The organism is Pseudomonas sp. HLT2-19-2 (assembly GCF_054898005.1).
Window position 1 is genome coordinate 290794 of the sequence record NZ_CM142712.1, and the last position, 26344, is coordinate 317137.

Below are 26344 nucleotides of genomic sequence, written 5' to 3' on the forward strand. Positions count from 1 at the left end.
AACTTTGGGTGCAGGGTTATCCACAACCGTTCAATAAAGGGCGCAGAAGATGTCCGAACACCGCAAATCGTTTCGTATCAAGATCAGTCACGAAAGCTTCGGCGAATGCTTGGGCCAGACGCGTAACCTTTCGGCCGCAGGCGTCTACGTCAAGCATCCAACTTTGGCGACGTTACCCAAGGGCGCGGTGGTTTACGGTCAAGTGCAGGGCTTACCCACAGGCGCGCCGCGCGTGCGAATGGAAGTGGTGCTGGTGGATGCCGAGGGCATTGGCCTGCGATACCTCTGATCAGTGAGCCTGACGCTCGAGCTTCTTCAGAAACACCGTCATTTCCTTTTCTGCCTGCTTGTCGCCATGGGCGCGAGCGGCTTCCAGGCCCTGTTCCCAGGCCTGACGCGCGGCCGCAAAATCCGCCAGCCCCAGATGGGCCTTGCCCAATAACTTCCAGGCTGCCGAATACTTCGGATCAAATTCGACGCAGCGCTGGAAATGCTCAGCGGCCTTGGCGTTTTCCCCAAGATCCAGATAGCCCTTGCCGAGGCCGAAGCGCAACAATGAGTTATCCACACCCTTGGCGAGCATTTTTTCCAGGGATTCGATCATTTTTTGCCCCTCTTTCGACAGCGATCTTTCCCACGCAGAGTGGGAACGATCAGTTAGAAGAAACTGAGCCCCACATGGAACAGCTTTTCCACATCCCGAATATGCTTCTTATCCACAAGGAACAGAATCACATGGTCACCCGCCGCGATTACCGTGTCGTCGTGGGCAATGATCACTTCTTCGGCGCGGATGATTGCACCAATGGTGGTGCCCGGCGGCAAACCAATGTTCTCAATGGCCTTGCCGATGACCTTACTCGACTTCTCATCACCGTGGGCAATCGCCTCGATGGCTTCCGCAGCGCCCCGGCGCAATGAGTGCACGCTGACGATATCGCCACGGCGCACGTGGGCCAGCAAGGTGCCGATGGTCGCCAATTGCGGGCTGATGGCGATGTCGATGTCGCCGCCCTGGATCAGGTCGACGTAGGCCGGGTTGTTGATGATGGTCATCACCTTCTTCGCACCCAGGCGCTTGGCCAGCAGCGAGGACATGATGTTGGCTTCGTCGTCGTTGGTCAGGGCCAGGAAAAGGTCAGCGTCGGCGATGTTCTCCTCCATCAGCAAGTCCCGATCCGAAGCGCTGCCCTGCAACACCACGGTGCTGTCGAGGGTGTCCGAGAGATGACGGCAGCGCGCCGGGTTCATCTCGATGATCTTCACTTGGTAACGACTTTCGATGGCCTCGGCCAGACGCTCACCGATCTGTCCGCCACCGGCGATAACGATGCGCTTGTAGCTCTCATCGAGGCGGCGCATTTCGCTCATCACCGCGCGAATATTTGCCTTCGCCGCGATGAAAAAGACTTCGTCGTCCGCCTCGATGACCGTATCGCCCTGAGGCAGGATCGGCCGATCGCGACGGAAAATCGCCGCCACGCGGGTTTCGACATTCGGCATGTGTTCACGCAACTGGCGCAGTTGCTGACCCACCAGTGGGCCGCCGTAGTACGCCTTGACCGCCACCAATTGCGCCTTGCCTTCGGCGAAATCGATTACCTGCAAGGCGCCCGGATGCTGGATCAGGCGCTTGATGTAGTTGGTGACCACTTGCTCCGGGCTGATCAGCACGTCCACCGGAATCGCTTCGTTGTCGAACAGCTCGGAGCGAGTCAGGTACGCGGCTTCGCGAACCCGGGCGATCTTGGTCGGGGTGTGAAACAGGGTGTGGGCGACCTGGCAGGCAACCATGTTGGTTTCGTCGCTGCTGGTCACCGCCACCAGCATGTCGGCGTCGTCCGCGCCGGCCTGACGAAGCACCGTCGGCAATGAGCCGCGGCCTTGCACGGTGCGGATGTCCAGCCGATCACCGAGATCGCGCAGGCGTTCGCTGTCGGTGTCGACCACCGTGATGTCGTTGGCCTCGCTGGCCAAATGTTCTGCCAGCGAACCGCCGACTTGCCCCGCACCGAGGATGATGATTTTCATCCAGTCACTCCATTGAATCCATTTAACCGCGCGCGGCGGCGATCTTGATCAGCTTGGCGTAGTAGAACCCGTCGTGGCCGCCTTCCTGAACCAGCAACTGACGACCATGAGGCTGCTTGATGCCGGCCGCAGTGGCGAGGTCCAGTTCACGGGCGCCCGGTGTGCGAGCGAGGAACGCTTCGATGACTTCAGTGTTCTCGGTCGGCAGCGTGGAGCATGTTGCATAAAGCAGAATGCCGCCGACTTCCAGCGTTAGCCACATGGCGTCGAGCAGCTCGCCCTGGAGCACCGCCAGCGCGGCGATGTCATCGGGTTGGCGGGTCAGTTTGATGTCGGGATGGCGACGGATCACGCCGGTGGCCGAGCAAGGCGCGTCCAGCAGAATACGTTGGAACGGTTTGCCGTCCCACCAGGTGGCGGTGTCGCGGCCGTCGGCGGCGATCAGTTCGGCGCTCAGGCCCAGACGTGCGAGGTTTTCCCGCACTCGCACCAGACGTTTGGCTTCCAGGTCAACTGCCACGACGCCGGCGAGTGCTGGCTCGGCTTCAAGAATGTGACAGGTCTTGCCGCCCGGCGCGCAGCAAGCGTCCAGCACCCGTTGGCCCGGCGCCAGGTCGAGCAGGTCGGCGGCCAGTTGCGCCGCTTCGTCCTGCACGCTGATCCAGCCTTCGGCGAAACCCGGCAGGCTGCGCACGTCGGCGGCGGCGTCGAGGATGATGCCGTCCTGACTGTAAACGCACGGCGTGGCGGCGATGCCGGCTTCGATCAGCAACGCGAGATAAGCATCGCGGGTGTGATGGCGACGGTTGACCCGCAGAATCATCGGCGGATGCGCGTTGTTCGCCGCGCAAATGGCTTCCCACTGTTCAGGCCAGAACGCTTTAAGGGATTTTTGCAGCCAGCGCGGATGGGCGGTGCGCACCACCGGGTCGTGTTCCAGCTCGGCCAGTAGCGCTTCGCTTTCCCGCTGGGCGCGACGCAGCACGGCGTTGAGCAAAGCCTTGGCCCAAGGCTTTTTCAGCTTGTCGGCGCAACCCACGGTTTCACCGATGGCGGCGTGGGCCGGGACCCGGGTGTAGAGCAGTTGATAGAGACCGACCAGCAACAGCGCTTCGACATCGGCGTCGGCTGCCTTGAACGGCTTCTGCAGCAATTTGGCCGCCAGCGCTGACAAACGCGGCTGCCAGCGAGCGGTGCCAAACGCCAGGTCCTGGGTGAAGCCGCGGTCGCGGTCTTCGACCTTGTCCATCTGTGTCGGCAGGGAACTATTGAGTGAGGCTTTTCCGTTAAGAACAGCAGCCAGTGCCTTGGCGGCGGCCAGACGTGGATTCATTGAGCGTCCACCGCTTGACCGAGAACGGTGCCAACAGCGAATTTCTCACGACGGCTGTTGAACAAGTCGCTGAAGTTCAGCGCTTTGCCGCCCGGCAATTGCAGACGGGTCAGACACAGTGCCTGCTCACCGCAGGCGATGATCAAACCGTCCTTGGTGGCACTGAGGATTTCACCCGGTGCGCCCTGCCCTTCAGCCAGGTTGGCGGCCAGCACTTTCAATGCTTCGCCGTTCAGCGTGCTGTGGCAGATCGGCCAAGGATTGAAGGCACGAACGAGGCGTTCCAGCTCAACCGCCGGGCGACTCCAGTCGATGCGCGCTTCATCCTTGTTCAATTTGTGCGCGTAGGTGGCGAGACTGTCGTCCTGCACGTCACCTTCCAGAGTGCCCGCAGCGAGGCCGGCAATCGCCTGAATCACGGCCGGTGGGCCCATTTCGGCCAGACGGTCGTGGAGGCTGCCGCCGGTGTCGTCAGCGGTGATCGGCGTGGTGACCTTCAGCAGCATCGGCCCGGTATCGAGGCCCAGTTCCATGCGCATCACGGTCACCCCGCTTTCGCTGTCGCCCGCTTCCACGGCGCGTTGGATCGGCGCCGCACCGCGCCAGCGTGGCAGCAACGACGCGTGGCTGTTGATGCAGCCCAGGCGCGGAATATCCAGCACCACTTGCGGCAGGATCAGGCCGTAGGCGACCACCACCAGCAAGTCCGGCTTGAGCGCGGCCAGTTCAGCCTGAGCGTCTTCGTTGCGCAGCGTCGGCGGTTGCAGCACCGCAATGGAGTTTTCCAACGCCAGTTGCTTGACCGGGCTTGGCATCAACTTTTGCCCGCGACCCGCCGGACGGTCCGGTTGGGTGTAGACCGCGACGATCTCATAAGGGCTGTCGAGCAGGGCCTTGAGGTGATCGGCGGCGAATTCCGGGGTGCCGGCAAAGACGATGCGCAGTGGCTCAGTCATGGAAGCAATCTCTGAAAAGAAAAAGGCTTGCCGCAGCAAGCCTTTGAAAGGAGGGCATCAAGCGTTCTGGCGATGGAGCTTTTCCAGTTTCTTCTTGATTCGGTCGCGTTTGAGACTGGACAGGTAGTCAACGAACAATTTGCCGTTCAGGTGGTCGCATTCATGCTGGATGCACACCGCGAGCAGGCCTTCGGCGATCAGTTCGTAAGGCTGGCCGTCGCGGTCCAGGGCCTTGATTTTGACCTTCTGTGGGCGATCCACGTTTTCGTAGAAGCCCGGCACCGAGAGGCAGCCTTCCTGATATTGCTCCATCTCGTCGGTCAGGGTTTCGAACTCAGGGTTGATGAACACCCGTGGTTCGCTGCGGTCTTCGGAGAGGTCCATCACGACGATACGTTTGTGCACGTTGACCTGGGTCGCGGCGAGACCGATGCCTGGCGCTTCATACATTGTTTCAAACATGTCATCGACCAACTGACGCACTTCGTCGTCCACTACGGCCACAGGTTTGGCGATAGTACGCAGGCGCGAGTCGGGGAATTCGAGGATGTCTAAAATGGCCATAAGCTCAATTGCTGCACGTGTGAGGTAATGTCGGGTCGATGGCCTGGCGGGTCCGAAGATGCAGGCTACCGTTGTAAAACGTAGCTCCCTTCTTTGCAGTAGCAAGCCGGGAGCGAGCCACGAGGGCTCTGGCGTTTCACGCGAACGCACATAATAAAGGGATTCACCGCATGAGGAAATCACTACTCGCCTTGCTCCTTCTGGCCTCGGCCGGTTTGGCGCACGGGCAAGTGCAACTCAAGGAAGGTTTTCCACAGCAATACACCGTGGTATCGGGTGACACACTCTGGGACATATCGGGGAAATTCCTTCGTGAGCCGTGGAAATGGCCGGAGCTCTGGCAGGCCAATCCACAGATCGAAAACCCCAATCTCATTTACCCCGGCGACTCGCTTTCGCTGGTCTACGTCAATGGCCAGCCGCGGCTGACCCTCAACCGCGGCGCTTCTCGGGGCACCATCAAGCTTTCGCCACGCATCCGCAGCAGCCCGGTTGCCGATGCGATCCCGAGCATTCCGCTGCAATCGATCAACAGCTTTTTGCTGAGCAACCGCATCGTCGACACGGTCGAGGACTTCGACAAGGCGCCTTATATCGTCGCCGGCGATGCCGAGCGCGTGCTCAGTGGCACCGGTGACCGAATCTTCGCTCGCGGCCATTTCGACCCGGCCCAGCCGGTTTACGGCATCTTCCGTCAGGGCAAGATCTACACCGACCCTGACAGTAAAGAGTTTTTGGGGATCAATGCCGACGACATCGGCAGTGGCGAGATCGTGGCCACCGAAGGCGACATCGCCACCCTCGCGCTGCAACGCACTACTCAAGAGGTCCGCCTCGGCGACCGCTTGTTCAGCGGTGAAGAGCGATCGATCAACTCGACCTTTATGCCCAGTGCGCCAACAACCGAGATCAACGGGTTAATCATCGACGTGCCGCGCGGTGTCACTCAGATTGGCGCACTGGATGTGGTCACGCTAAACAGGGGGCGGCGCGATGGTCTCGCCGAAGGCAATGTGCTGGAGGTGATGAAAACCGGCGAGACCGTGCGTGACCGAATCACCGGTCAGCCACTGAAAATCCCGGATGAGCGCGCCGGTTTGCTGATGGTTTTCCGCACCTACGACAAGCTCAGCTACGGGCTGGTGCTCAACGCATCACGCTCCCTGGCGGTCCTGGACAAGGTGCGAAATCCGTAAGCAGGCTCCACAAGTTACCAACAGAGTTATCCACAGCTTATTCCCGTTTGAACGGGGCTCTTAACGATCAAGGATGATCCATGTCACTGCCTGATTTTGCACCGGTTTCCCCTGCGGAACTGGAAGCTCGTTTACGTTTGCATCGACTACCGGAGCTCGGCCCTGCGCGGTTCAAGAAATTGCTTGAGGCGTTCGGCTCGGCCTCCAAGGCTATCAGCGCGCCCGCCAGTGCCTGGCGTTCGCTGGGTCTGCCCCTCGCTTGCGCGGAGGCCAGACGCTCCACGGAAATCCGTGATGGTGCGGGTCACGCATTGGCCTGGTTAGAGCGCCCGGGCCAGCATTTACTGATGTGGGACCAACCTGACTATCCGGCGCTGCTGGCGGAAATCAGTGATGCGCCGCCACTGTTATTCGTTGCGGGCGATCCGGGCATTCTGGAAAAACCGCAGCTGGCGATGGTCGGTAGTCGTCGCGCTTCGCGGCCGGGCATGGATACTGCCGCTGCCTTTTCCCGCAGTTTGGCGGGCGCCGGTTTTGTCATTACCAGCGGTTTGGCGCTGGGCATTGATGCCGCCGCGCATCAAGCCGCTTTGGACGTGGGCGGGCGAACGGTCGGTGTACTTGGCACGGGACTTGAAAAGTTTTATCCACAGCGCAATCGACGCCTGGCGGACGCCATGATCGACTCGGGCAGCGCGGTGATTTCGGAGTTCCCGCTGGACGCCGGTCCCAGCGCCAGCAACTTCCCCCGGCGCAATCGAATTATCAGCGGTTTATCCCTCGGCGTGCTGGTGGTCGAGGCGAGTGTCGCCAGCGGTTCGTTGATCACCGCGAGGCTGGCGGCGGAACAAGGGCGTGAGGTGTATGCGATTCCGGGGTCGATCCACCACCCTGGTGCCAAGGGGTGTCATCAGCTGATTCGCGACGGCGCGGTGCTGGTGGAAACCATCGAGCATATCCTCGAAGCCTTGCGTGGCTGGCAACGGTTGCCGTTATCCACAGAGATGCCCTCGGCGGCGGCGACTCATCCCTTGCTTAGGCTGCTTCACGCGGCGCCCCATACCAGTGAAGCACTGTCCGTCAGCAGCGGCTGGGCCTTGCCCAAAGTGCTGGCAGCGCTGACGGAGCTGGAAATGGACGGCCGTGCGGTCTGCGAAAACGGGCGCTGGTTTGCGCGGGTGAGCTAGGTTTTATAAGGAAGATCGGTAAACTGCGCAGAGCCTTATTCTGGAGAGTTTTTTTCATGGTCAACAGTTGGCGTGTGCAACAAGCCGCACGAGCAATTCGCGCAGGGGCGGTGATTGCCTACCCAACCGAAGCTGTCTGGGGCCTGGGTTGCGACCCGTGGGACGAAGAAGCGGTGGATCGTCTACTGATGCTCAAGGGACGGTCTGTGGATAAAGGCCTGATTCTCGTTGCCGACAACATTCGTCAGTTCGACTTCCTCTTCGAAGACTTCCCTGAACTGTGGATGGATCGCATGGCCAGCACCTGGCCGGGGCCGAATACCTGGCTGGTGCCGCATCAGAATCTGTTGCCCCAGTGGATTACCGGTGTGCATGAAACGGTGGCATTGCGGGTCAGCGATCATCTGCAAGTACGGGATTTGTGCGCGTTGGTGGGGCCGCTGGTGTCGACCTCGGCCAATCCACAGGGCCGGCCGGCGGCGCGGACCCGGATTCGTGTGGAGCAGTATTTCCGTGGGCAGGTTGATTTGGTGCTGGGCGGTAACCTCGGGGGACGCAGGAACCCGAGTGTGATTCGTGATTTGGCCACCGGCCACGTTGTGCGCCCGGATTAATACCGAGGCGAGCCCTTCGCGAGCAGGCTCGCTCCCACAGGGGATTTGTGATCGACACATAACCAATGTGGGAGCGAGCCTGCTCGCGAAAGCGTCCGTCAGGGCAACAACACTGTCGAGCCAGTCGTACGCCGCGCCGACAATTCGTTCTGCGCCTTCGCCGCTTCAGCCAATGGATACTTCTGGCTGATGTCCACCTTCAGCTTCCCGCTGATGATCATCTCGAACAGTTCATCCGCCATACGTTGCAGGTTTTCAGCGTTGTTGGCGTAGGTCGCCAAAGTCGGGCGGGTCACGTACAGCGAACCCTTCGCCGAGAGAATCCCCAGATTCACCCCGTCTACCGCACCGGACGCATTGCCGAAGCTCACCACCAGACCGCGAGGCGCCGTGCTATCGAGCGAGGTCAGCCAGGTGTCCTTGCCGACGCCGTCGTACACCACCGGGACTTTTTTGCCGTCAGTCAATTCCAGTACGCGTTGTGCGACATTTTCATGGCTGTAGTCGATGGTTGCCCAAGCGCCATTGGCTTTGGCCAAAGCGGCTTTCTCCGGCGAGCTGACCGTGCCGATCAACTTCACACCCAAGGACTTCGCCCATTGGCAGGCCAGCGAGCCGACACCACCGGCCGCGGCGTGGAACAGGATGGTTTCGCCACCCTTGAGTTCATACGTCTGACGCAGCAGGTACTGCACGGTCAGGCCCTTGAGCATCACCCCGGCGGCCTGTTCGAAGCTGATCGCGTCCGGCAGGTGCACCAGATTGGCCTCCGGCAAGACGTGAACGTCGCTGTAGGCGCCCAACGGACCGCTGCCGTAAGCTACGCGATCACCGACCTTGAAGCGGGTGACTTCACTGCCCACCGCCTCGACCACGCCCGCACCTTCCGCGCCCACGCCCGACGGCAAGGCTGGCGGCGCATAGAGGCCACTGCGGTAATAGGTATCGATGAAATTCAGGCCGATGGCCTTGTTAGTCACGCGAACCTGCTGCGGGCCGGGCTCGGCGGGTTGGTAATCGACATACTCGAGCACTTCCGGGCCGCCATGGGCGCGGAACTGGATACGCTTAGCCATCTGCCTACTCCTTGGGTCTTAGCTACTAGAGTTGTAGCGCGAAGCGCCCTATCGAACTCCCAAGCTTGATCTTCGTCAACTGCGACGGGGCAAGGTGCAGTGTTATCCTACGCAGCAATTTGCCGCCGGCCGTTAAGCGCCGCGTAGCTTTGCCCGATTCAAGGTGATGACATGACGACCCGCACCGAGGCCGTAAAAGCCTACCTGCTCGACCTGCAAGACCGCATTTGCGCGGCCCTCGAAGCTGAAGACGGCGGCACGCGCTTCGTCGAAGACACCTGGACCCGGCCTGCCGGCGGTGGCGGTCGCACCCGGGTGATCGAAAACGGTGCGGTCATCGAAAAGGGCGGCGTCAACTTTTCCCACGTCTTCGGCAGTGGTCTCCCACCGTCCGCCAGCGCCCACCGACCAGAACTGGCCGGCCGTGGCTTCGAAGCCTTGGGTGTGTCGCTAGTGATTCACCCGCACAACCCGTATGTGCCGACGTCCCACGCCAACGTGCGCTTTTTCATCGCTGAAAAAGAAGGCGAAGAACCGGTCTGGTGGTTCGGCGGCGGCTTTGACCTGACGCCTTATTACGGCAACGACGAAGATTGTGTGCACTGGCACCGCGTCGCCGAGCAGGCCTGCGCGCCGTTCGGTGCAGATGTTTACCCGCGCTACAAGGCCTGGTGCGACAGCTACTTCCACATCAAGCATCGTCACGAGCCGCGCGGCATCGGCGGGCTGTTTTTCGATGACTTGAACGAGTGGGATTTCGACACCAGCTTCGCCTTCATGCGTGCCATCGGTGATGCGTTCATCGACGCCTACCTGCCGATCGTGCAGCGCCGCAAAAATGACGCGTTTACCGAGAAACAGCGTGAATTCCAGGAATTCCGCCGTGGGCGCTACGTCGAGTTCAATCTGGTCTACGACCGCGGCACGCTGTTCGGTCTGCAATCGGGCGGTCGAACTGAGTCGATCTTGATGTCCCTGCCGCCGCAAGTACGCTGGGGCTACGACTGGAAAGTCGAACCGGGCAGCGAAGAGGCACGCCTGACCGAATACTTCCTGCAAGACCGAGATTGGTTGGCCAAGGCCTGAACGAGGAATTCTGATGGACCGTTACGTCGTATTCGGTAACCCGATTGGCCACAGCAAGTCGCCGCTGATCCACCGTCTGTTCGCTGAGCAGACGGCTCAAAAACTCGACTACAGCACGTTGCTGGCGCCCCTCGACGATTTTTCCACGTGCGCTCGGACGTTTTTCCTCGAAGGGCGCGGGGCGAATGTGACGGTGCCGTTCAAGGAAGAGGCCTATCGTCTGGCGAACAGTCTGACGGCGCGGGCGCAACGTGCCGGTGCGGTGAACACCCTGAGCAAACTGGCCGATGGCAGCCTGCTGGGCGACAACACCGATGGCGCCGGTCTGGTGCGGGACCTGACGGTCAACGCCGGTTTCAGCCTCAAGGGCAAACGCATCCTGGTGCTCGGTGCCGGAGGCGCGGTGCGCGGTGCGCTGGAGCCGTTGCTGGCCGAGCAACCCGCCTCGGTGATCATCGCCAACCGCACGTTAGAAAAAGCCGAGCTGCTGGCGGAATTGTTCGCGGACCTGGGGCCGGTGTCGGCCAGTAGTTTCGATTGGTTGAAGGAGTCGGTGGACCTGATCATCAACGCGACGTCCGCCAGTCTGTCAGGTGAAGTACCGCCGATTGCCAGCAGTTTGATCGAGCCGGGCAAAACGGTGTGCTACGACATGATGTACGGCAAGGAGCCGACCTCGTTCTGCCGTTGGGCCAGTGAACATGGCGCAGCGGTGTCGATGGATGGCTTGGGGATGCTCGCTGAACAAGCCGCAGAAGCCTTCTTCCTATGGCGCGGCGTGCGCCCGGACACCGCGCCAGCGCTGGCCGAGCTTCGTCGGCAGTTGGCGCTTTAATCCTCAAACCGGATCGGGCATTTCTCCGCCCCTTCCAGCTTCCGCAATTCTTCCACCACCTGCGGCCGCGCCTGCCGCAATGTCAGGCTGCGATCCTGTTTCAGCAGCCGCCGCGCTTCCTGGTGCAGCATTTCCACACCTGAATAGTCGATGAAGTTGATCTGTTGCGCCTCGATCACCACGCGCGCGCCGTGCATCCGTTGCAGGCGTACTTGCAGGTAATGGCTGGCGCCGAAAAAGATCGAGCCGCCGACCCGCAGAATGTCTTCATCCCCATCGCGCCAATGTTGGACCCGCGGTTGCGAGGTGCGCTTGAGGTAGAAGAACAGCGAGGCCAGCACGCCGGCGTAAATTGCCGTCTGCAACTCCAGCAACAGCGTGGCGACACAGGTCAGCGCCATGACCAGGAACTCGGCGCGGCTGACCCGCAGCAACGCGCGAATGCCGCGATGATCCACCAGCCCCCAGGCGATCAACAGAATGCTGCCGGCCATGGCCGGGATTGGAATGTGCGCGATCAACGCCGCGCCGAAGAGGGCGAACAGTGCGACCCATAACGCTGAGAACACGCCGGCCATCGGCGAGCAGGCACCTGCTTCGTAACTCAGGCCTGAGCGGGTGAAGGAACCGGCTGACAGCGACCCGGAAAAAAACGCACCGACCATGTTCGATAAACCCTGGGCGCGGACTTCCTGATTGGCGTCGAGCAACTGCTGTGAGCGGGCCGACAAGGAACGGGCAATCGACAGACTGGTGACCAGCCCGAGCATGCCCACCGCCACCGCGCTGGGTAGCAAGCGCAGAATCAAGTCCAGATCCAGCGGCAGCGGGCTGAAGGGCGGCATCCGCCCGACAAATGCGCTGACTAACTTCACATGGCCGAACATCGATGGCCAGAGCCAGACCAGCAATCCGCTCAGCGCCAGGGTCATCAATAGCGTCGGCCAGCGTGGCAAGAGCAGTTTCAACACCACGCCCACCACGACTGTCGCCAACCCCAGCATTAGCGAAGGTTTATCCACTTCGCCGAGGTGACTGAACAGCATCATCAAGCTGTTCAGCGCTGTTGCCTGGTTGGGCACGTCCAGCCCCAGCAGATTCGGCAGTTGGCCGATGGCAATCACCACCGCCGCGCCGAGAGTGAAACCCAGGACCACCGAGTGTGAAACGAAATTCACCAGGGCGCCGAAGCGCAGAAAACCGAGCAGCCACTGGAAAATACCGGCGAGAAGCGTCAGCAACAGGATCAGGGTGACGTAGTCCTCTGACGCAGGAACGGCTAGAGGACTGACGCTGGCGTACAAGACGATAGAGATCGCCGCCGTAGGACCGCAGATCAAGTGCCACGAAGAACCCCAGAGACACGCGATCAGCACCGGGATGATGGCGGCGTACAGACCGTATTCCGGTGGGAGACCGGCGATCAGCGCGTAGGCAATGGATTGCGGCAGCGCGAGAATGGCACCGCTGAGACCGACGATCAGATCACGACCGACGCTGGCGCGGGTTTGCCGGGGCAACCAACTGAGGAAGGGGAAGAGCGAATGGCGGCTTGGGAAGGCCATGGGTCCTCTCGGGTGGGTTTTGCGCAAGGGTAGCAGGACAGGCACCGATCGTTCCCACGCAGAGCGTGGGAACGATCGGCGGAGAGAATTAGAGTTTGGCTTTCACCACCGGCAACGCGTCCTTCCCATCCACTGTCTTCACCCCATCCAGCCACTTATCCAGCACCGCCGGATTAGCCTTGATCCACGCCTTTGCCGCGTCAGCATTGCTGACCTTCTTGTTCACCACGTCGGACATGATGCTGTTCTCCATCTCCTGGGTGAAACGCAGGTTGGTGAGCAGCTTGCCGACGTTCGGGCAGGCCTGTGCATAACCTTTGCGGGTCAGTGTGTGGACGCTGCCGGTGTCGCCGAAATACTTCTCGCCGCCCTTGAGGTAATGCATTTTCAGCTGCACGTTCATCGGGTGCGGGGTCCAGCCGAGGAAGGTCACGAACTTCTGCTTTTTCACCGCGCGAGACACTTCCGCCAGCATTGCCTGCTCGCTGGACTCGACCAGTTTCCACTGACCCATGTCGAAGTCGTTCTTCTTGATGATTTCTTGCAAGGAGATGTTGGCGGGAGCGCCGGAGCCGATGCCGTAGATCTTCTTGTCGAACTTGTCGGCGTATTTGTTCAGGTCGGCAAAGTTATGCACACCCGCGTCCCAGACGTAATCCGGGACGGCGAGCGTGAATTCGGTGCCCTCGAGGTTTTTCGCCAGTTGTGTGACGTCACCGGTGGCCACGAATTTGTCGTAGAAACCCTGTTGTGCCGGCATCCAGTTACCGAGAAACACGTCCACCTGGCCATCTTTCAAGCCGCCAAAGGTGATCGGCACCGCCAGCGTGTCAACCTTGGCCTTGTAGCCCATGCCGTCCAGCAGAAACCCGGTGATGGCGTTGGTCGCGGCAATATCGCTCCAGCCAGGGTCGGCCATTTTTACCGTCTCGCAACTCTGATCGGCATACGCCGATGCACTGCCCAGAGCCAGAAGCCCGATCGTTACTGCTGTGGATAACCTACGCATGGCATTCCCCTTAACGTTATTGGTTTTGGCAGGGTTGTGGATAACGTGCTTTACGCTCCAGATCGTCGAGGTCGATGTGGTTGCGCATGTACTGCTGACTGGCGTCCACCAGCGGCTGGTGATCCCAGCTCTTCAGCTTTCCGATAGTTAATGCGTCGGCGACAAATCGTCGGCGCCGTTGGCTGGCGAGCACTTGTTGGTGGATCGCCGGGATATCCCATTTAGCCCGGGCTTCGGCGAGAAATTCATCGAAAAGCGGCCGATGTTGTGGCGATTGGCTGAGTTCTTCTAGTTCGCGCGGGTCGTTGTGTACGTCGAAGAGTAAGCAAGGGTCGTCTTCGCTGTAGATGAATTTGTAAGCGCCACGGCGAATCATCATCAGCGGGCTGATCGTGCCTTCGGCCATGTATTCGCCGAAGACCTCGTCATGACCGCCCTGCCCTTGCAGGTGCGAGACCAGTGAGCGGCCATCCAGCGGCAGCCCCGGTTCCAGCGAACCGCCCGCGAGTTCCACGAAGGTTGGCAACAGATCGGCGGTGGAGACCGCCGCGCTGACCCGGCCAGCGCCGAATTGCCCCGGCGCACTGATCAAAAGAGGCACGCGCGCGGCCATTTCGTACCAATGCATTTTGTACCAAAGACCGCGCTCGCCGAGCATGTCGCCATGGTCGCCGGAGAACACGATGATGGTGTCGTCGATCAGACCCGTTTCCTCGAGTGTTTGCAGAAGTTTGCCGACGTTGCTGTCGATATAGCTGCACGCACCGAAGTATGCACGGCGCGCATCGCGAATTTTATCCACAGGCAACGGTTTGTCCCACAGGTCGTAAACTTTCAGCAAACGCTGGGAGTGTGGATCGAGTTCGGACTGGGCCGGGGTCTCAGGCAATGGGATGTCGGCGTCGTCATACATATCCCAGAAAGCCTTGGGAATGGTGTACGGGTCGTGTGGGTGAGTCATCGAAACGGTCAGGCAGAACGGCTGATCGCCCTCCTCACGAATGTGATCAAACAAGTACTGTTGGGCCTTGAACACCACCTCTTCGTCGAAATCCAGCTGATTGGTGCGTACGCACGGCCCGGCTTGCAGCACCGAAGACATGTTGTGAAACCAGGTTGGACGCACGTCCGGCTCGTCCCAGTTCACAGACCAGCCGTAATCGGCCGGGTAGATGTCGCTGGTCAGGCGTTCTTCATAACCGTGCAGTTGATCCGGGCCACAGAAATGCATCTTGCCCGACAGCGCGGTGCGGTAGCCGAGTCGACGCAGGTAGTGGGCATAAGTTGGGACATCGGCGGGGAAATCGGCCGCGTTGTCGTAGGCGCCGATCTTGCTCGGCAATTGACCGCTGACCAGGGTAAAACGCGACGGCGCGCACAGAGGGCTGTTGCAATAAGCGGCGTCAAACACCACGCCTTCGGCGGCGAGGCGACTGAGATTAGGCAGTTTGATGGGCGAAGGACCGTAGAACGGCAACATTGGCGCGGCCATCTGATCGGCCATGATGAAAAGAATATTCTTGCGCTTCATGTGATCGCGGCATTCCATAGTGAATATTTATGCGAGAGTGCTGCGATCGAGCATGTAGCCCAAGCAATTTGCGGTAAAGCCCATGCGCGGCAATGACTAGGATAAGCACAGCTTATGTATGACGCTCTTGGTGATCTGTCTCTGGATTTGCTTCGCGCCTTTGAAGCGGCGGCTCGTCAGCGCAGCTTCACCGCTGCTGCGGTGGAGCTTGGCACCACGCAACCGGCCATCAGCCAGCAGATCAAACGGTTGGAAGAACAACTCGGAACGCGACTCTTCGACCGGATCTATCGCGGCATCGAACTGACTGAGGCCGGGACGATCCTGTTTGAGCAGGTTCAACTTGGATTGCAGAATATCGACGCAGGATTGAGCGCGATCAGCGCACAAAACCAACATGAAGTGTTGCAGGTCGCCACCGACTTCGCCTTCGCCGCTTATTGGCTGATGCCGCGCCTGCACCGCTTTCATGCCGCCAATCCTCAAGTGGACGTCAGCCTGGTCACCAGCGAACGCAGCCTCAACATGCTGCGCACCGATATCGATGTGGCGGTGTTGTTTGGTGATGGTCGATTCAAGCAGGGTGAAAGCCATTGGTTGTTCAGCGAAGAAGTATTTCCGGTGTGCAGCCCACTGTTGCTGAAGGACCGCGCCCTGCCCTTGCCGGTCCAGTCACTTCTGGAATTCCCGCTGCTGCACCTTCGAGGCGAGAACAGCAGCAACTGGTTCGACTGGAGCGGCGTGTTTCGTGAGTTGGGGATTGCTTCGGCACCCGCGCCGGGGCAATTGCGCTTCGACAATTACACGTTGCTGATTCAAGCGGCGATTGGCGGCCAAGGCGTGGCCATTGGCTGGCGACACCTTGTGGATAACTTGCTGGCGCAGGGATTGTTGTGCCGACCGATTGCGCAAACGGTTGTCTCCAGGCTCGGCTATTACGTGGTCTTGCCCCAGCGAAAACGGCGTGGCGCACTGATTCAACAGTTTGTGGACTGGCTGATGGCTGAGCAGGCCAGCAGTGCGCAATCGCTGAATGGCCTGCCGCTGCCGTCTATCGCGGTATAGCCTCGGTCGCGACAAAGGTCACGTGTTCGCCGACATGCAGGTTCAACCGCAACTCATCGGCAATCCCGACCGCCACCCGGCTCAACCGCTCAAGCGGTTCGGTGAGGCTCGGCTCCAGGTTGCTGCTGATATGGCTGAAATGCTCGATGGTTAGCCCTGGCACCCCGCGCGGCGCATTCACCAGCGTCCAGTGCAAGGAGCTGCTTTGCAGGGCTTCTCGAATTTCTTCGGCGGCGTGGCGTTGCAGTCGATCTTCTATTTCCGGATCGTCCAATGCCTCGAAATCGCCCACCAGAAACAACCGGGCAATCCCCGAGGCCTGCATGCCATCGATCAGAGCATCCACCGCCAGCACTTGCTCGACCGGGCCGGGGACGATGGATTTTTCCACGTGCTCGCTGTTCATCGGCAACCCTGGTGCATCCAGCAGGCAGATCACCGCCGAACAACCGGCGACACTCTGCTTGACCCGCTCGGCGTCGAACACATCGCCGGTCTTGGTCCGCAATCCCGGACGCGGCGCGAGCGCCGTCAGATCATCGAGAATCGCGATCACTTCATGTTGGCGCCGCAGCATTTCAGCCATCAGCGCACTGCCCAGGCTACTCATGGCACCATAAAGCACCACTTTCACCACCGGGGTTTCGGCATTTTTCATGGCCGTGCTCCGTTTTTCCTATCTATATGGCGTGTGACCTGTGGGAAACAACGCCGGTTCGACTCGGTTCAGAGGGTTTCAAATGCAGCCGATCAAGGGCTACCACGCCCATGTCTACTTCGACGCCAGCACCCTTCCTCAGGCGCGAGCCTTGTGTGAGCAGGCGGCGCAATTGTTTCCAGTGAAGATGGGCCGCGTTCATGAACGCCCGGTGGGCCCGCACCCTGACTGGAGCTGCCAGTTGGCTTTCGAGCCGCAATACATCGGCGATGTGCTGCCCTGGCTTGCGCTCAACCGCAAGGGTCTGGTGGTGTTCCTGCACCCGGACACCGGCGACGATCTGCTCGACCACACCGAGCATGCCATCTGGATGGGCGCCATTCGGCCACTGGATCTGTCTATTTTTTGATCAGTTTACAACGGTTCCTCAGCTTCGCCCGGCAAATGTTCGTCCAGGTGCAGCCAGGGCAGACGGTTGTCCGTCCAGATATGCCTTTCGGCGGGTGCCTGCTCGGGATGATCGAGGGTGGCGATGGTCACGTCGATAGTGTCCGGGCTCAGGTGCGTGACCAGCGCCAGCTGCGCCCCACAGTTGCCGCAGAAATACCGTACGCAGGTTGTCGAAGAGTCGTACTGCGCGGGTATCCCTTTCGTCCATTCAAAGGCTGATGCCGGCACGGTGATCCAGGTGGTCACAATGCCGCCACTGACCCGTCGGCAAATCGAACAATGACAGTGGGCGATGTCGCGCAAAGGCCCGCTGAATTGATAGCGCAGATGTCCGCAGTGGCAGCCGCCGGTATGAATGTCGGCCATGTTTTTTCCTCCTGCCCCGTATTCAGGGACTTTAAACCCGCCCGACGACCGGTTGCACATCTGGTCAATGCTTTCATCCGCGAAAGCTGGGTGAAAGCTTCTCCGATTAGGATCGCCCCCACTACCGGCAACAGACCGGTCGGCCAATGCCAGTGTTTTATCGCTCGCACAGCCCATTTAACAACAACAATGGTGATCCTGATGTCCTTTGCTACCCGCCACTTCGCTGTCACTCCGCCCATACGCCTCGTGCTTCCCGTTCTGCGCTGACCCACCCGGTTCGCCTATTCCCTAGCCGCGCTATGCCTGGAGTATTCCCATGCTGACTTTCCTTGGCTTTGCCATGGTCATCACGTTCATGTTCCTGATCATGACCAAGCGCCTGTCCGCGCTGATCGCTCTGATCATCATCCCGATCCTGTTCGCGCTGTTCGGTGGCTTTGCGCCGAAGATTGGCCCGATGATGCTCGAAGGCATCACCAAGCTCGCGCCGACCGGTGTGATGCTGATGTTCGCCATTCTGTACTTCGCCTTGATGATCGACTCCGGCCTGTTCGACCCGGCCGTGCGCAAGATCCTCAAACTGGTCAAGGGCGACCCGCTGAAAGTGTCGGTCGGCACCGCCGTACTGGCGCTCGTCGTCTCCCTCGATGGTGACGGCGCGACCACTTATATGATTTGCGTGGCCGCCATGCTGCCGCTCTACAGCCGCATCGGCATGAGCCCGCGGATCATGGCTGGTCTGATCATCCTCGCCGGTGGCGTGATGAACATGACCCCATGGGGCGGCCCGACCGCCCGTGCGGCCAGTGCGCTGCATGTGGACCCGTCGGACATCTTCGTACCGATGATTCCGGCGATGGCTGCCGGGGTGCTGGCAATCCTCGTGATCGCCTACTTCTACGGCAAGCGTGAGCGTGCGCGTCTGGGTGAGCTGCACCTGGTGGGCGATGAAATCGACCACAGTGAAATCAGCGTTTCGCAATTCCCGGATGCCCGTCGTCCGAAGTTGATCTGGTTCAACGGCGCCCTGACCCTGGGCCTGATGTGCACCCTGATCGCGGGCCTGTTGCCGCTGCCGGTGCTGTTCATGGTGGCGTTCAGTATCGCGATGATCGTCAACTACCCGTGCCTGCAACAACAGAAGGACCGCGTTGCGGCCCACGCCGGTAGCGTGCTGGCGGTGGTCGGGTTGATCTTTGCCGCGGGCATCTTCACCGGTATCCTGACGGGCACTGGTATGGTCGACGCGATGTCGAAAAGCCTGCTGGCGGTCATCCCGGATTTTCTCGGCCCGTATCTGGCCGTGATCACTGCGCTGGTAAGCATGCCGTTCACGTTCTTCATGTCGAACGATGCATTTTATTACGGCGTGTTACCGGTACTTGCGGAAGCCGCCAGTCATTACGGTATAACCGCGGTTGAAATGGCACGTGCCTCGATCGTCGGTCAGCCCGTCCACTTGTTGAGCCCGCTGGTACCATCGACCTACTTGTTGGTGGCCCTGGCCGGTATCGACTTCGGTGACCATCAGCGCTTCACCCTGAAATGGGCAGTGCTGGTGTGCATGTGCATACTGGTTGCCGCGTTGCTGATGGGGATTTTTCCGCTGTTCAGCACTCTATAAGCCCAAGACTCACCATGACGGGTCCAGGCTTTGCTGTTTGAAGCCCGGGCCCTTCGTGGTTTAACAATCGCTCAAAGGAATACACATGGAATGGCTGACCAACCCTGAAATCTGGGTTGCCTTCTTTACCCTGACCGCCCTGGAAATCGTCCTGGGTATCGATAACATCATCATGATTTCGATCCTGGTCAGCCGCATGCCCAAACACATGCAGCAGCGCACCCGGATTTTCGGCCTGGCGCTGGCCATGGTCACGCGGATCCTGTTGCTGCTGTCGATCACCTGGGTCATGCGCCTCACCGCCGACCTGTTCGTAATGTTCGGCCAGGGTATTTCCGGGCGAGACCTGATCCTGTTCTTCGGTGGTCTGTTCCTGCTGTGGAAGAGCTCGCAAGAGATGTACCACGCACTGGAAGGCGAGGATGAGACCCACGAGGAACCGACCGCCAAGGGTGGCAGCTTCCTGTACACCATCATCCAGATTGCGATTATCGACATCGTGTTCTCCCTGGACTCGGTGATCACCGCCGTGGGTATGGTTTCCCATGTGCCGGTCATGGTCGCTGCGATCATCGTCGCCGTACTGGTGATGATGCTGGCGGCTGGCACCATCAGCGAATTCATCGACAAGCACCCGTCGCTGAAAATGCTGGCGCTGTCGTTCCTGTTGCTGGTCGGTACCGTGTTGATTGCCGAGTCCTTCGAAGTGCATTTGCCAAAAGGCTACGTGTACTTCGCCATGGCGTTCTCGCTGGCAGTGGAAGCGATCAACATCAAGATGCGCACCGCAATGATGAAAAAGAAGAAGCAGCAGGACCCAGTGAAACTGCGCAAGGATGTTCCGGGTCAGTAACCCGAACCTGTGCACTGGCTGGTGTCAGCCAGTGCACAAAACCTGTGGGAGCGAGCCTGCTCGCGAAAGCGGCCTGTCAGTCAGCATCAATGTTGAATGTGACGGCCCCATCGCGAGCAGGCTCGCTCCCACATTTTTTTGCTCTGTGATTACCCTGGCGGATCGAGGTTATCCAGCACTCGATTCACCGCCAATTCCCCTAACATGATGCTTTGCTGAATCCCCAGCAGAGTGCTGCGCTGTGGGCCATCCAGAAACCCTGCGAAATCACTGGCCATTACACTGGCTGACGCCAACGATTCGCAGGCGTGCCCGAGCAAGGTTTCGTTATCGACCTTGGGGTCTATGAAGAAAATGCTGCTGGGTTTACGCGGCGGGAAGTCGTGGGGGACCGGATCGGTGTCCGGTGGGTTGGGCGTTACCTTGAACATAGATAGAACTCCAGTACTCATTACGTGGAGCCATCACTCTCGCTACCAAACGAAGGGTGGCGGCCATACACAGGTTGGTAGACCGGAGTACTGGAACCGGCGCCCCCGAAGGGACCCTGCGCATGACCACCATAAAGCTGCGACGCTCAATAAGCGTCCGCAAGAAGTGGCTATGCGCCAGACTACGGGCTACCAAACCCGATCACTGTTTTTCAGCGACTGGGAAACGATAGAGACCCGGGCCAAGGCGCACAAGCCGGCGGATTCTGGCGTAACCGTAGGCAACGGCGCAAGGCGTTGTAGCCTCCGAGAAGTAACTCTGGGTGTCATTAAACATGTGTCGCAGAGCGCGTGAATCACATCAACGCAGTTGAAGAATTAGCCGACAGTTCTTTCCAAAGGTTGACGCACAGAGTTCTGGTGGTTAGCGTCCCCCGCTCGCTTCAAACGACAATGACAAGGAATGCATATGTCTGGAAAACCGGCTGCACGCCTCACGGACCCGACCACCTGTCCCCTCCCTGGTCACGGCACCAACCCGATTGCCAGCGGCTCACCCGATGTCTTTTTCAACGGTCTCGCCGCCGCTCGGGTCAGCGACAAATGCACCTGCGGTCAGGCCCTCAGCGGTGGATTCTCTTCAACGGTGTTCATCAACGGCCTGAACGCCATAACCCTCGACAGCACCGCCAGCCATGGCGGCGTGGTGATCGGCGGCTCCGGCAACGTCATCATCGGCAGCAGTCACACCGCCGCGCCATTCATTCCGCCCCTGCCGATCATTGGCCAACCCTTGGTCGAATTCAAAGCCGTTAGTGCCGGCAATGGCGAACCGATTGCCGGTCAAGACTACGAAATCGAAACCGCCGAAGGCCGCATCGTCAAAGGCCAGACCAACGCTCAGGGCATGACCCAAAGCGTGACGACCTTACAACCGGATTTGGCCGTAGTCCGCTGGACTGTCTGACACCTCAAGGAAGAACGAAATGACCGGACAATGCATGGCCCCAGACGACCTGGACATGAAAAAACTCTGGGACAGTACCTGCGAACTGCCTACCTGCAAACGCGAAACCACCAAGGGCGGCCCGAACCCGAAAACCCGCGTCGAAGTGCCGTTGCTGACGTGTAACTGCCTGTGGCGCAGGTTTCAGAAAGAAGCCGAAGAATGGGTCGCACCGGGCGGCGTACTGATTGCCGATCCGCAAGCGCGCAACCGCAAGATTAACGCGGCCTATGCGCAGTTGTGGCTGGCGGATAACCGGTTTCAGTGGGCGGGGTTGGCGGCGTTTGCTTCGAAGCAGGTGGGGTGTGGGTTGATTCATGCCTCCACGCTAGACCAGAGAATCGAAGCGGAGAAAAAAGCTTACCGAAAGTTAAAAGACAGTCAGTCAAAGGATTTGTATGAACGCGTAGTGGTGAACAAATTGCGTTCGGATCCTGAGCTTTGGACACAATGGGATCAGGCCAAGCAGCAGAATCCGGTCCCCCTGACGAGTGATCCACTGTCAGGCGACGCGATTGCGTTTCTTCAAGAAGAATTGCAATACGTTCACGAAATGCTGGCGCTTGGAAACACTGCTCTTTTCCTGGATGTTTATCCATTGCACCGGTTTTTCATGGTGCGAGGGTTCAAGGAAATGGAGAAATGCCTGCCTGACCGCAGCAGCCTTAAAAATGAAGTACTTTGGCCCATTGCAGATAGAGTTGAATTCGGTGCGTTCCGGACGGAGGTATCCGATACATTCAAGGCAATCGACGCCGGAGATATTGCTACGAGCGTCGAGCTTATGGCTGCTCATGAGCAGCTAAACATTCTTCAGCCAGCCATGTATGACGTGAATCACTTCGCAAGACTTATGCAAGGCACTCAAGCCGGTGATGTTGTGTCCGTGGTAACTGGCTTGTTCACTGGAGTTTCCGAAGAGATTCAACTTACTCTAGCCAGTCAATGTAAGGCTCCTGACTATCGTCAAGTCACATTTGGCCGCAATCCGTTCTCTGATTTGGCGGACAAAGACCAACGTATGGCTTTTGTTCTTCGTATGCGTCCGGGCATCACGCCTTGCGTGATTAAACCGGCTGCCACTTATGCGGAAGCAACTGCTCGATTTCACTCGCCCGCTGCGTCGGCAGGCGCATGAGAACATCCTTTAGATAGGCGTACGGGTCATGACCATTCAGCCGCGCAGACTGGATCAAGCTCATGATTGCCGCCGCCCGTTTTCCGCTGCGTAGCGACCCGGCGAAGAGCCAGTTCTTGCGCCCAAGAGCCCATGGTCGGATCTGGTTCTCCGCCCAATTATTATCAATGGGTACGGCCCCGTCATCGAGGTAGCGCGACAGCGCTGCCCAGCGTTTCAGGCTGTAATCGAGCGCTCTGCTGATAGCCGAACCTTCGGGCACAAGATCACGCTGGGCGATCATCCAGGCATGCAGCATACCCATCACCGGTACGGCTTTTTCTTGCCGTATTCGGCACCGTAAATCCGGCTCCAGATCGCGCACTTCGCTCTCGATTTCGTACAGCAACTGGATGTAACGCAGGGCCTGCTCGGCGAGCTGGCTCTTGTTAGTAGCGTGCAATTCGAAGAACTTGCGCCGGGCATGGGCCATGCAGCCGATCTCGGTCACGCCGAGTTCGAAGCTGGCCTTGTAACCGCCAAAATCGTCGCAGACCAGCTTACCTTTCCAGCCTTGCAGGAAGTTGCGAGCATGTTCACCGGCGCGGCTGGGACTGAAGTCGTAGACGACAGCGGCTGTTTCGCAAAATTGGCTGGTGGCGTAAGCCCAAACATAAGAGCGGTGGGTTTTCTTCGAACCCGGAGCGAGCATCTGCACCGGTGTTTCATCGGCGTGGACGACCTGCTGCCCGAGCACTACGTTGCGCAGTGCATCGACCAGGGGCTGCAACTGCACGCCAGTAACCCCCACCCATTGAGCCAAAGTCGAGCGTGGAATCGCCAAGCCGGCACGACCAAAAATCGATTCCTGACGGTAAAGCGGAAGATGATCAGCGAACTTCGCGATCATGACGTGGGCAAGTAACCCAGCAGTCGGGATGCCCTTGTCGATGACCTGCGCCGGTACGGGGGCCTGGATCAGCGTTTCGCAGTCATCGCAAACCCACTTGCCACGAACGTGGCGTTCGACGGTAAACACGCCGGGCGTGTAGTCCAGCTTTTCGCTGACATCTTCACCGATGCGCTTGAGTGCGCAGCCGCATAGGCAGTGGGTGTTGTCCGGTTCGTGATGGATCAACATGCGTGGGAATTCTGCCGGCAATGCGGTGCGCTTGGGCTTTTGCTTTGTTTCGGTCGCCGCTGGCGCTATTTGCAAGGCTTGAAGCTCAGCCTCAATCGCCGCGATATCGGTATCGATCAGGTCATCAAGCAGGCTGGCCTGCTGCGGATTCATCTGCTCGCTGCGCTTGGCAAACTTCAAACGCTTGAGTTGGGCGATCTCGTGGGTCAGCTTCTCGATCACCGTTTGATCGCGGTTGATCTTCTTACCCATTGTTTCGACGGTCTTGCCCATGGTCTCGACTTGCGACAGCAACTGCGCAGCGAATGCACGCAGTTGGTCGGGATTCATTTGATCGAGATTGGGCGAGGAAGTCATGCCCTGGATTTTACCAAAGCAGACCGCTTGCGACAGCAAGCCAAGACGCAAATTAGAGTTTTTAAAGCAGTGTGATTGCCCCGCCAGCTCCAACGCGTTGCCAAGGTAGACCGAGCACCAAGGCCTGAAGTTGCTCGGTATCCAGCTGCATTTCGCTGCCTTGTCGAATGCCTGGCCAGTGGAACTTGCCTTGGTTCAGGCGACGTGCAGCCAGCCAAACGCCAATCCCATCGTGTACCAGCACTTTCATGCGATTGGCACGGCGATTGGCAAACAGATAAGCGCAGTGCGGCTTCGCCGCACCGAACACCGCGATCACCCTGGCCAGCGCAGTTTCAGTGCCGGCGCGCATGTCCATAGGCTCGGTGGCGAGCCAGATAGCATCGATGCGGATCATGGCGTGAGCCCACGGACAAAGCGGGCGCAACTTTCAGGATCGGAAGTCGGCCATTTCACTGTGAGCGTTTGCTCGCCAAGCGACAGCTCAATAATGGCCATCGCTTCTGTCTGCCGTTTGGGCGTGGGTCTCAATGGAACGAAAGCCGGCAACGCCGCTGGCAATTGATCCCGGTAAAGCGGCAGCCACTTGCGGATCACGTTGGCGTTGATGCCGTGACTGATGGCAACGCTGGATAGAGTCGCGCCCGGTTGCAGGCATTCCTGAACAACCTGGGCCTTGAAGGGTTTTGGATAAGAGCTTCGTTGGCGCATGGAAATCCTGACGTTAAGGGTGATCGCGTCCGCTTAAAAATACGCGGACACCATCGCCCTTAATGCTGGAGTTCGGAAGGTGACTTGGCCGGACGCTTACTGTTCTTCGAGCTGCCACGCAATTTGATCGTTTGCTTAAAGACCCCCTAACACATAACCAGTTGGAGCAATCGATAACAGAGATATCCCAAGGCGGAGGCGTCAAATGAGGATGCTCTCAACGCGTATTCGATTGTTAGTGGTTGGCACCGCTGCTGCTCTCGTTGCTTATGCAGCCTACTCCGATAGAAGCATAGATGTGCTTAGCGTTCACGTTGGTAAACCGTACGAGGAGGTGGTGCGAGACTCAACATTCTCAGTACAGGCAAAGACAGCCGTTTACCCCAGTGAACCACCCCATCCAAGTTCAACCTGGATCAGCAGTCCTGTTGTCATTCGGTTTGATGATCCTGAGCATGGCTTCACCTTGCCACCAACCAAATTTGGTGCAGTGACGTACAACAAGAGTAAAGTTGCAACTCTTACCACCTCTCCAATGCTCGAAACATTGGCTTTTGAGGAACTCTTGCCCCTGCTAGACAACATGCAGACCACGTTGAAAGAAGCGGGTTGGACACCGCGAAACGGCAGTGATCATGCTTGGCTGGTAACCACAAATGAAACTGACAGAAATGCGCTTCAGAGTAAATTGTTCGACCAGGTTGTTATTGTGATGCTCCTGATACCTCACAAATACAGTCTTGCGCTTAACGTCAAATGTTACGCCCGCTGTAATGAACGCAACCCGAAGACGGCGAAGTATCTGATCGATGTTAGCGTAGGTGCGGACTACTACAGCGAATGAATAGTCGGTCCAGAGGGTGGCGTCGACGTTTGCAAAGAGTATTATTTTTTCTGGTGTTCATTTGTCTGACTTCTTTTCACCACCCCTTTGATTTTTTGAACGTGTATATCGGGAAGCCATATAGAGAAGTCGCACGAGACTCGACATTCCCTGTTCAAGGCAACACGGCAATTTATCCTGGGGATCCTAACGTCGCTAAAGATCCACCTCATCCGAGCTCTACCTGGATCAGCAATCCAGTTGTCATCCAATTTGATGATCCCAACTATGGCTTTACGCTGCCCGCTACCACGTTCGGTGCGATTGGGTGGTCCGAATTCAAAGCGATCACCCTAACTACGTCGCCGATGCTGGAAACCTTGCCGTTCGAACAAGCGGTAAAACTCCTTGATGAGTTACAACAAAAGTTCAAACAGGTCGGGTGGACTCCAGAACCTGTTGAAGGTAACGATTGGCTCCAAGTAGAAACCATAGAGGACAGAGTGCGACTTAAGGCCAAACTATTTGATCAACTGGACGGTGTCATCCTGTTGATTCCGCACAAGTACAGCTTGCTCCTTCACATCAAATGCTATGCACGCTGCGACGAACGTAACCCACAGACAGCCAAGTATCTGATCGACGTAGGGCTGAGCAGGGATCACTTCAGCGATTTGAACTCTCCCCCGATTTAGGGCTGCTGCGCAGCCCAGCGGGAGCAAGCTCCCTCGCCACAGAGGTTATGTTCATGCACCT

General features: G+C 58.8%; 29 protein-coding genes. 14 read left to right on the plus strand and 15 right to left on the minus strand.

Annotated features, from left to right (window positions below):
* The first annotated feature begins 49 nt into the window (after window positions 1–49).
* Window positions 50–289 carry a PilZ domain-containing protein gene (locus ACYZTU_RS01345; RefSeq protein WP_449644455.1) on the plus strand — a complete coding sequence of 80 codons (240 nt, stop codon included), beginning with the start codon at window positions 50–52 and terminating at the stop codon, window positions 287–289.
* Here ACYZTU_RS01345 and ACYZTU_RS01350 read toward each other — a convergent pair whose 3' ends face one another.
* The 5 genes from ACYZTU_RS01350 to def are packed head-to-tail and all read right to left on the minus strand — an operon-like array spanning window position 290 to window position 4884.
* The gene (locus tag ACYZTU_RS01350; RefSeq protein WP_449644454.1) at window positions 290–604 is read right to left on the minus strand and encodes a tetratricopeptide repeat protein; all 315 of its coding nucleotides are present in this window, start codon (window positions 602–604) and stop codon (window positions 290–292) included. It abuts the gene before it with no gap.
* Between the two features lie 53 nt (window positions 605–657).
* Window positions 658–2031 carry a Trk system potassium transporter TrkA gene (gene trkA, locus ACYZTU_RS01355; protein ID WP_449644453.1) on the minus strand — a complete coding sequence of 458 codons (1374 nt, stop codon included), beginning with the start codon at window positions 2029–2031 and terminating at the stop codon, window positions 658–660.
* Window positions 2032–2053: 22 nt separating this feature from the next.
* Window positions 2054–3364, minus strand: a complete 1311-nt coding sequence (gene rsmB, locus ACYZTU_RS01360) for a 16S rRNA (cytosine(967)-C(5))-methyltransferase RsmB (RefSeq protein ID WP_461967484.1) — start codon at window positions 3362–3364, stop codon at window positions 2054–2056.
* Entirely contained in the window at window positions 3361–4320 is a 960-nt protein-coding gene (gene fmt, locus ACYZTU_RS01365; RefSeq protein ID WP_461967486.1) for a methionyl-tRNA formyltransferase, read from the minus strand. Before fmt ends, rsmB begins: the two co-directional genes overlap by 4 nt.
* Before the next feature lie 57 nt (window positions 4321–4377).
* The gene (gene def, locus ACYZTU_RS01370) at window positions 4378–4884 is read right to left on the minus strand and encodes a peptide deformylase (protein WP_027926190.1); all 507 of its coding nucleotides are present in this window, start codon (window positions 4882–4884) and stop codon (window positions 4378–4380) included.
* 170 nt (window positions 4885–5054) lie between these two features.
* Between def and ACYZTU_RS01375 the strand changes: the two genes are divergently transcribed.
* From ACYZTU_RS01375 to ACYZTU_RS01385, 3 genes are all read left to right on the plus strand, one after another.
* Complete coding sequence (locus tag ACYZTU_RS01375; protein WP_461967488.1) at window positions 5055–6080, plus strand: LysM peptidoglycan-binding domain-containing protein; 1026 nt, start codon at window positions 5055–5057, stop codon at window positions 6078–6080.
* Window positions 6081–6160: 80 nt separating this feature from the next.
* Window positions 6161–7267, plus strand: coding sequence for a DNA-processing protein DprA (dprA, locus tag ACYZTU_RS01380; RefSeq protein ID WP_461967490.1), 1107 nt, complete (start codon window positions 6161–6163; stop codon window positions 7265–7267).
* A 56-nt stretch (window positions 7268–7323) separates the two neighbouring features.
* Window positions 7324–7881: an L-threonylcarbamoyladenylate synthase gene (locus ACYZTU_RS01385; RefSeq protein ID WP_461967492.1), complete on the plus strand. Its 558-nt coding sequence runs from the start codon at window positions 7324–7326 to the stop codon at window positions 7879–7881.
* 98 nt (window positions 7882–7979) lie between these two features.
* Here the strand turns inward: ACYZTU_RS01385 and ACYZTU_RS01390 are convergent, their stop codons facing one another.
* Window positions 7980–8957 (minus strand): NADPH:quinone reductase, encoded by a 978-nt coding sequence (locus ACYZTU_RS01390; protein WP_461967494.1) that lies wholly within the window; start codon window positions 8955–8957, stop codon window positions 7980–7982.
* A 171-nt stretch (window positions 8958–9128) separates the two neighbouring features.
* On the opposite strand from ACYZTU_RS01390, the gene hemF reads away from it, so the two are divergent.
* Window positions 9129–10043: an oxygen-dependent coproporphyrinogen oxidase gene (hemF, locus tag ACYZTU_RS01395; protein ID WP_461967496.1), complete on the plus strand. Its 915-nt coding sequence runs from the start codon at window positions 9129–9131 to the stop codon at window positions 10041–10043.
* A 13-nt stretch (window positions 10044–10056) separates the two neighbouring features.
* Entirely contained in the window at window positions 10057–10878 is an 822-nt protein-coding gene (gene aroE, locus ACYZTU_RS01400) for a shikimate dehydrogenase (protein ID WP_461967498.1), read from the plus strand.
* Here aroE and ACYZTU_RS01405 read toward each other — a convergent pair.
* The 3 genes from ACYZTU_RS01405 to betC form a co-directional block, all read right to left on the minus strand.
* A complete protein-coding gene (locus ACYZTU_RS01405; protein ID WP_461967500.1) occupies window positions 10875–12443 on the minus strand; it encodes a SulP family inorganic anion transporter in 1569 nt (522 codons plus the stop codon). The genes aroE and ACYZTU_RS01405 overlap by 4 nt on opposite strands.
* Window positions 12444–12531: 88 nt before the next feature.
* Window positions 12532–13452: a choline ABC transporter substrate-binding protein gene (gene choX / locus ACYZTU_RS01410; RefSeq protein ID WP_461967502.1), complete on the minus strand. Its 921-nt coding sequence runs from the start codon at window positions 13450–13452 to the stop codon at window positions 12532–12534.
* Window positions 13453–13468: 16 nt separating this feature from the next.
* Window positions 13469–14983, minus strand: coding sequence for a choline-sulfatase (betC, locus tag ACYZTU_RS01415; RefSeq protein ID WP_461967504.1), 1515 nt, complete (start codon window positions 14981–14983; stop codon window positions 13469–13471).
* 114 nt (window positions 14984–15097) lie between these two features.
* On the opposite strand from betC, the gene ACYZTU_RS01420 reads away from it, so the two are divergent.
* A complete protein-coding gene (locus ACYZTU_RS01420; RefSeq protein ID WP_461967505.1) occupies window positions 15098–16048 on the plus strand; it encodes a choline sulfate utilization transcriptional regulator in 951 nt (316 codons plus the stop codon).
* On the opposite strand, the gene ACYZTU_RS01425 is transcribed toward ACYZTU_RS01420, so the two are convergent.
* Window positions 16035–16706 (minus strand): NAD(P)-dependent oxidoreductase, encoded by a 672-nt coding sequence (locus ACYZTU_RS01425; RefSeq protein ID WP_461967507.1) that lies wholly within the window; start codon window positions 16704–16706, stop codon window positions 16035–16037. The genes ACYZTU_RS01420 and ACYZTU_RS01425 overlap by 14 nt on opposite strands.
* 82 nt (window positions 16707–16788) lie before the next feature.
* On the opposite strand from ACYZTU_RS01425, the gene ACYZTU_RS01430 reads away from it, so the two are divergent.
* Window positions 16789–17115: a DOPA 4,5-dioxygenase family protein gene (locus ACYZTU_RS01430; protein ID WP_461967509.1), complete on the plus strand. Its 327-nt coding sequence runs from the start codon at window positions 16789–16791 to the stop codon at window positions 17113–17115.
* A gap of 5 nt (window positions 17116–17120) precedes the next feature.
* Here ACYZTU_RS01430 and ACYZTU_RS01435 read toward each other — a convergent pair whose 3' ends face one another.
* The gene (locus tag ACYZTU_RS01435) at window positions 17121–17522 is read right to left on the minus strand and encodes a GFA family protein (RefSeq protein ID WP_461967510.1); all 402 of its coding nucleotides are present in this window, start codon (window positions 17520–17522) and stop codon (window positions 17121–17123) included.
* A 319-nt stretch (window positions 17523–17841) separates the two neighbouring features.
* Between ACYZTU_RS01435 and ACYZTU_RS01440 the strand changes: the two genes are divergently transcribed.
* Entirely contained in the window at window positions 17842–19149 is a 1308-nt protein-coding gene (locus tag ACYZTU_RS01440) for a CitMHS family transporter (RefSeq protein ID WP_282379672.1), read from the plus strand.
* An 85-nt stretch (window positions 19150–19234) separates the two neighbouring features.
* Window positions 19235–20002 (plus strand): TerC family protein, encoded by a 768-nt coding sequence (locus ACYZTU_RS01445; RefSeq protein WP_449644437.1) that lies wholly within the window; start codon window positions 19235–19237, stop codon window positions 20000–20002.
* A 149-nt stretch (window positions 20003–20151) separates the two neighbouring features.
* Here ACYZTU_RS01445 and ACYZTU_RS01450 read toward each other — a convergent pair whose 3' ends face one another.
* Window positions 20152–20433 (minus strand): DUF6124 family protein, encoded by a 282-nt coding sequence (locus tag ACYZTU_RS01450; protein ID WP_046044899.1) that lies wholly within the window; start codon window positions 20431–20433, stop codon window positions 20152–20154.
* A 469-nt stretch (window positions 20434–20902) separates the two neighbouring features.
* Here ACYZTU_RS01450 and ACYZTU_RS01455 point away from each other — a divergent pair, with 469 nt between their 5' ends.
* The gene (locus tag ACYZTU_RS01455) at window positions 20903–21400 is read left to right on the plus strand and encodes a PAAR domain-containing protein (RefSeq protein WP_461967511.1); all 498 of its coding nucleotides are present in this window, start codon (window positions 20903–20905) and stop codon (window positions 21398–21400) included.
* A 19-nt stretch (window positions 21401–21419) separates the two neighbouring features.
* A complete protein-coding gene (locus ACYZTU_RS01460; RefSeq protein ID WP_461967513.1) occupies window positions 21420–22577 on the plus strand; it encodes a DUF2515 family protein in 1158 nt (385 codons plus the stop codon).
* Here the strand turns inward: ACYZTU_RS01460 and tnpC are convergent.
* From tnpC to tnpA, 3 genes are all read right to left on the minus strand, one after another.
* Window positions 22507–24054, minus strand: coding sequence for an IS66 family transposase (gene tnpC, locus ACYZTU_RS01465; protein ID WP_461964104.1), 1548 nt, complete (start codon window positions 24052–24054; stop codon window positions 22507–22509). The two genes, ACYZTU_RS01460 and tnpC, sit on opposite strands and share 71 nt — an antisense overlap.
* Before the next feature lie 61 nt (window positions 24055–24115).
* Complete coding sequence (gene tnpB, locus ACYZTU_RS01470; RefSeq protein ID WP_461964106.1) at window positions 24116–24451, minus strand: IS66 family insertion sequence element accessory protein TnpB; 336 nt, start codon at window positions 24449–24451, stop codon at window positions 24116–24118.
* Window positions 24448–24765, minus strand: coding sequence for an IS66-like element accessory protein TnpA (gene tnpA, locus ACYZTU_RS01475; protein ID WP_461964108.1), 318 nt, complete (start codon window positions 24763–24765; stop codon window positions 24448–24450). Before tnpA ends, tnpB begins: the two co-directional genes overlap by 4 nt.
* Before the next feature lie 205 nt (window positions 24766–24970).
* Here tnpA and ACYZTU_RS01480 point away from each other — a divergent pair, with 205 nt between their 5' ends.
* Both ACYZTU_RS01480 and ACYZTU_RS01485 read left to right on the plus strand, forming a co-directional pair.
* Window positions 24971–25609 carry a hypothetical protein gene (locus tag ACYZTU_RS01480; protein WP_461967514.1) on the plus strand — a complete coding sequence of 213 codons (639 nt, stop codon included), beginning with the start codon at window positions 24971–24973 and terminating at the stop codon, window positions 25607–25609.
* Between the two features lie 29 nt (window positions 25610–25638).
* A complete protein-coding gene (locus ACYZTU_RS01485) occupies window positions 25639–26283 on the plus strand; it encodes a hypothetical protein (protein WP_461967516.1) in 645 nt (214 codons plus the stop codon).
* Window positions 26284–26344 lie beyond the last annotated feature (61 nt).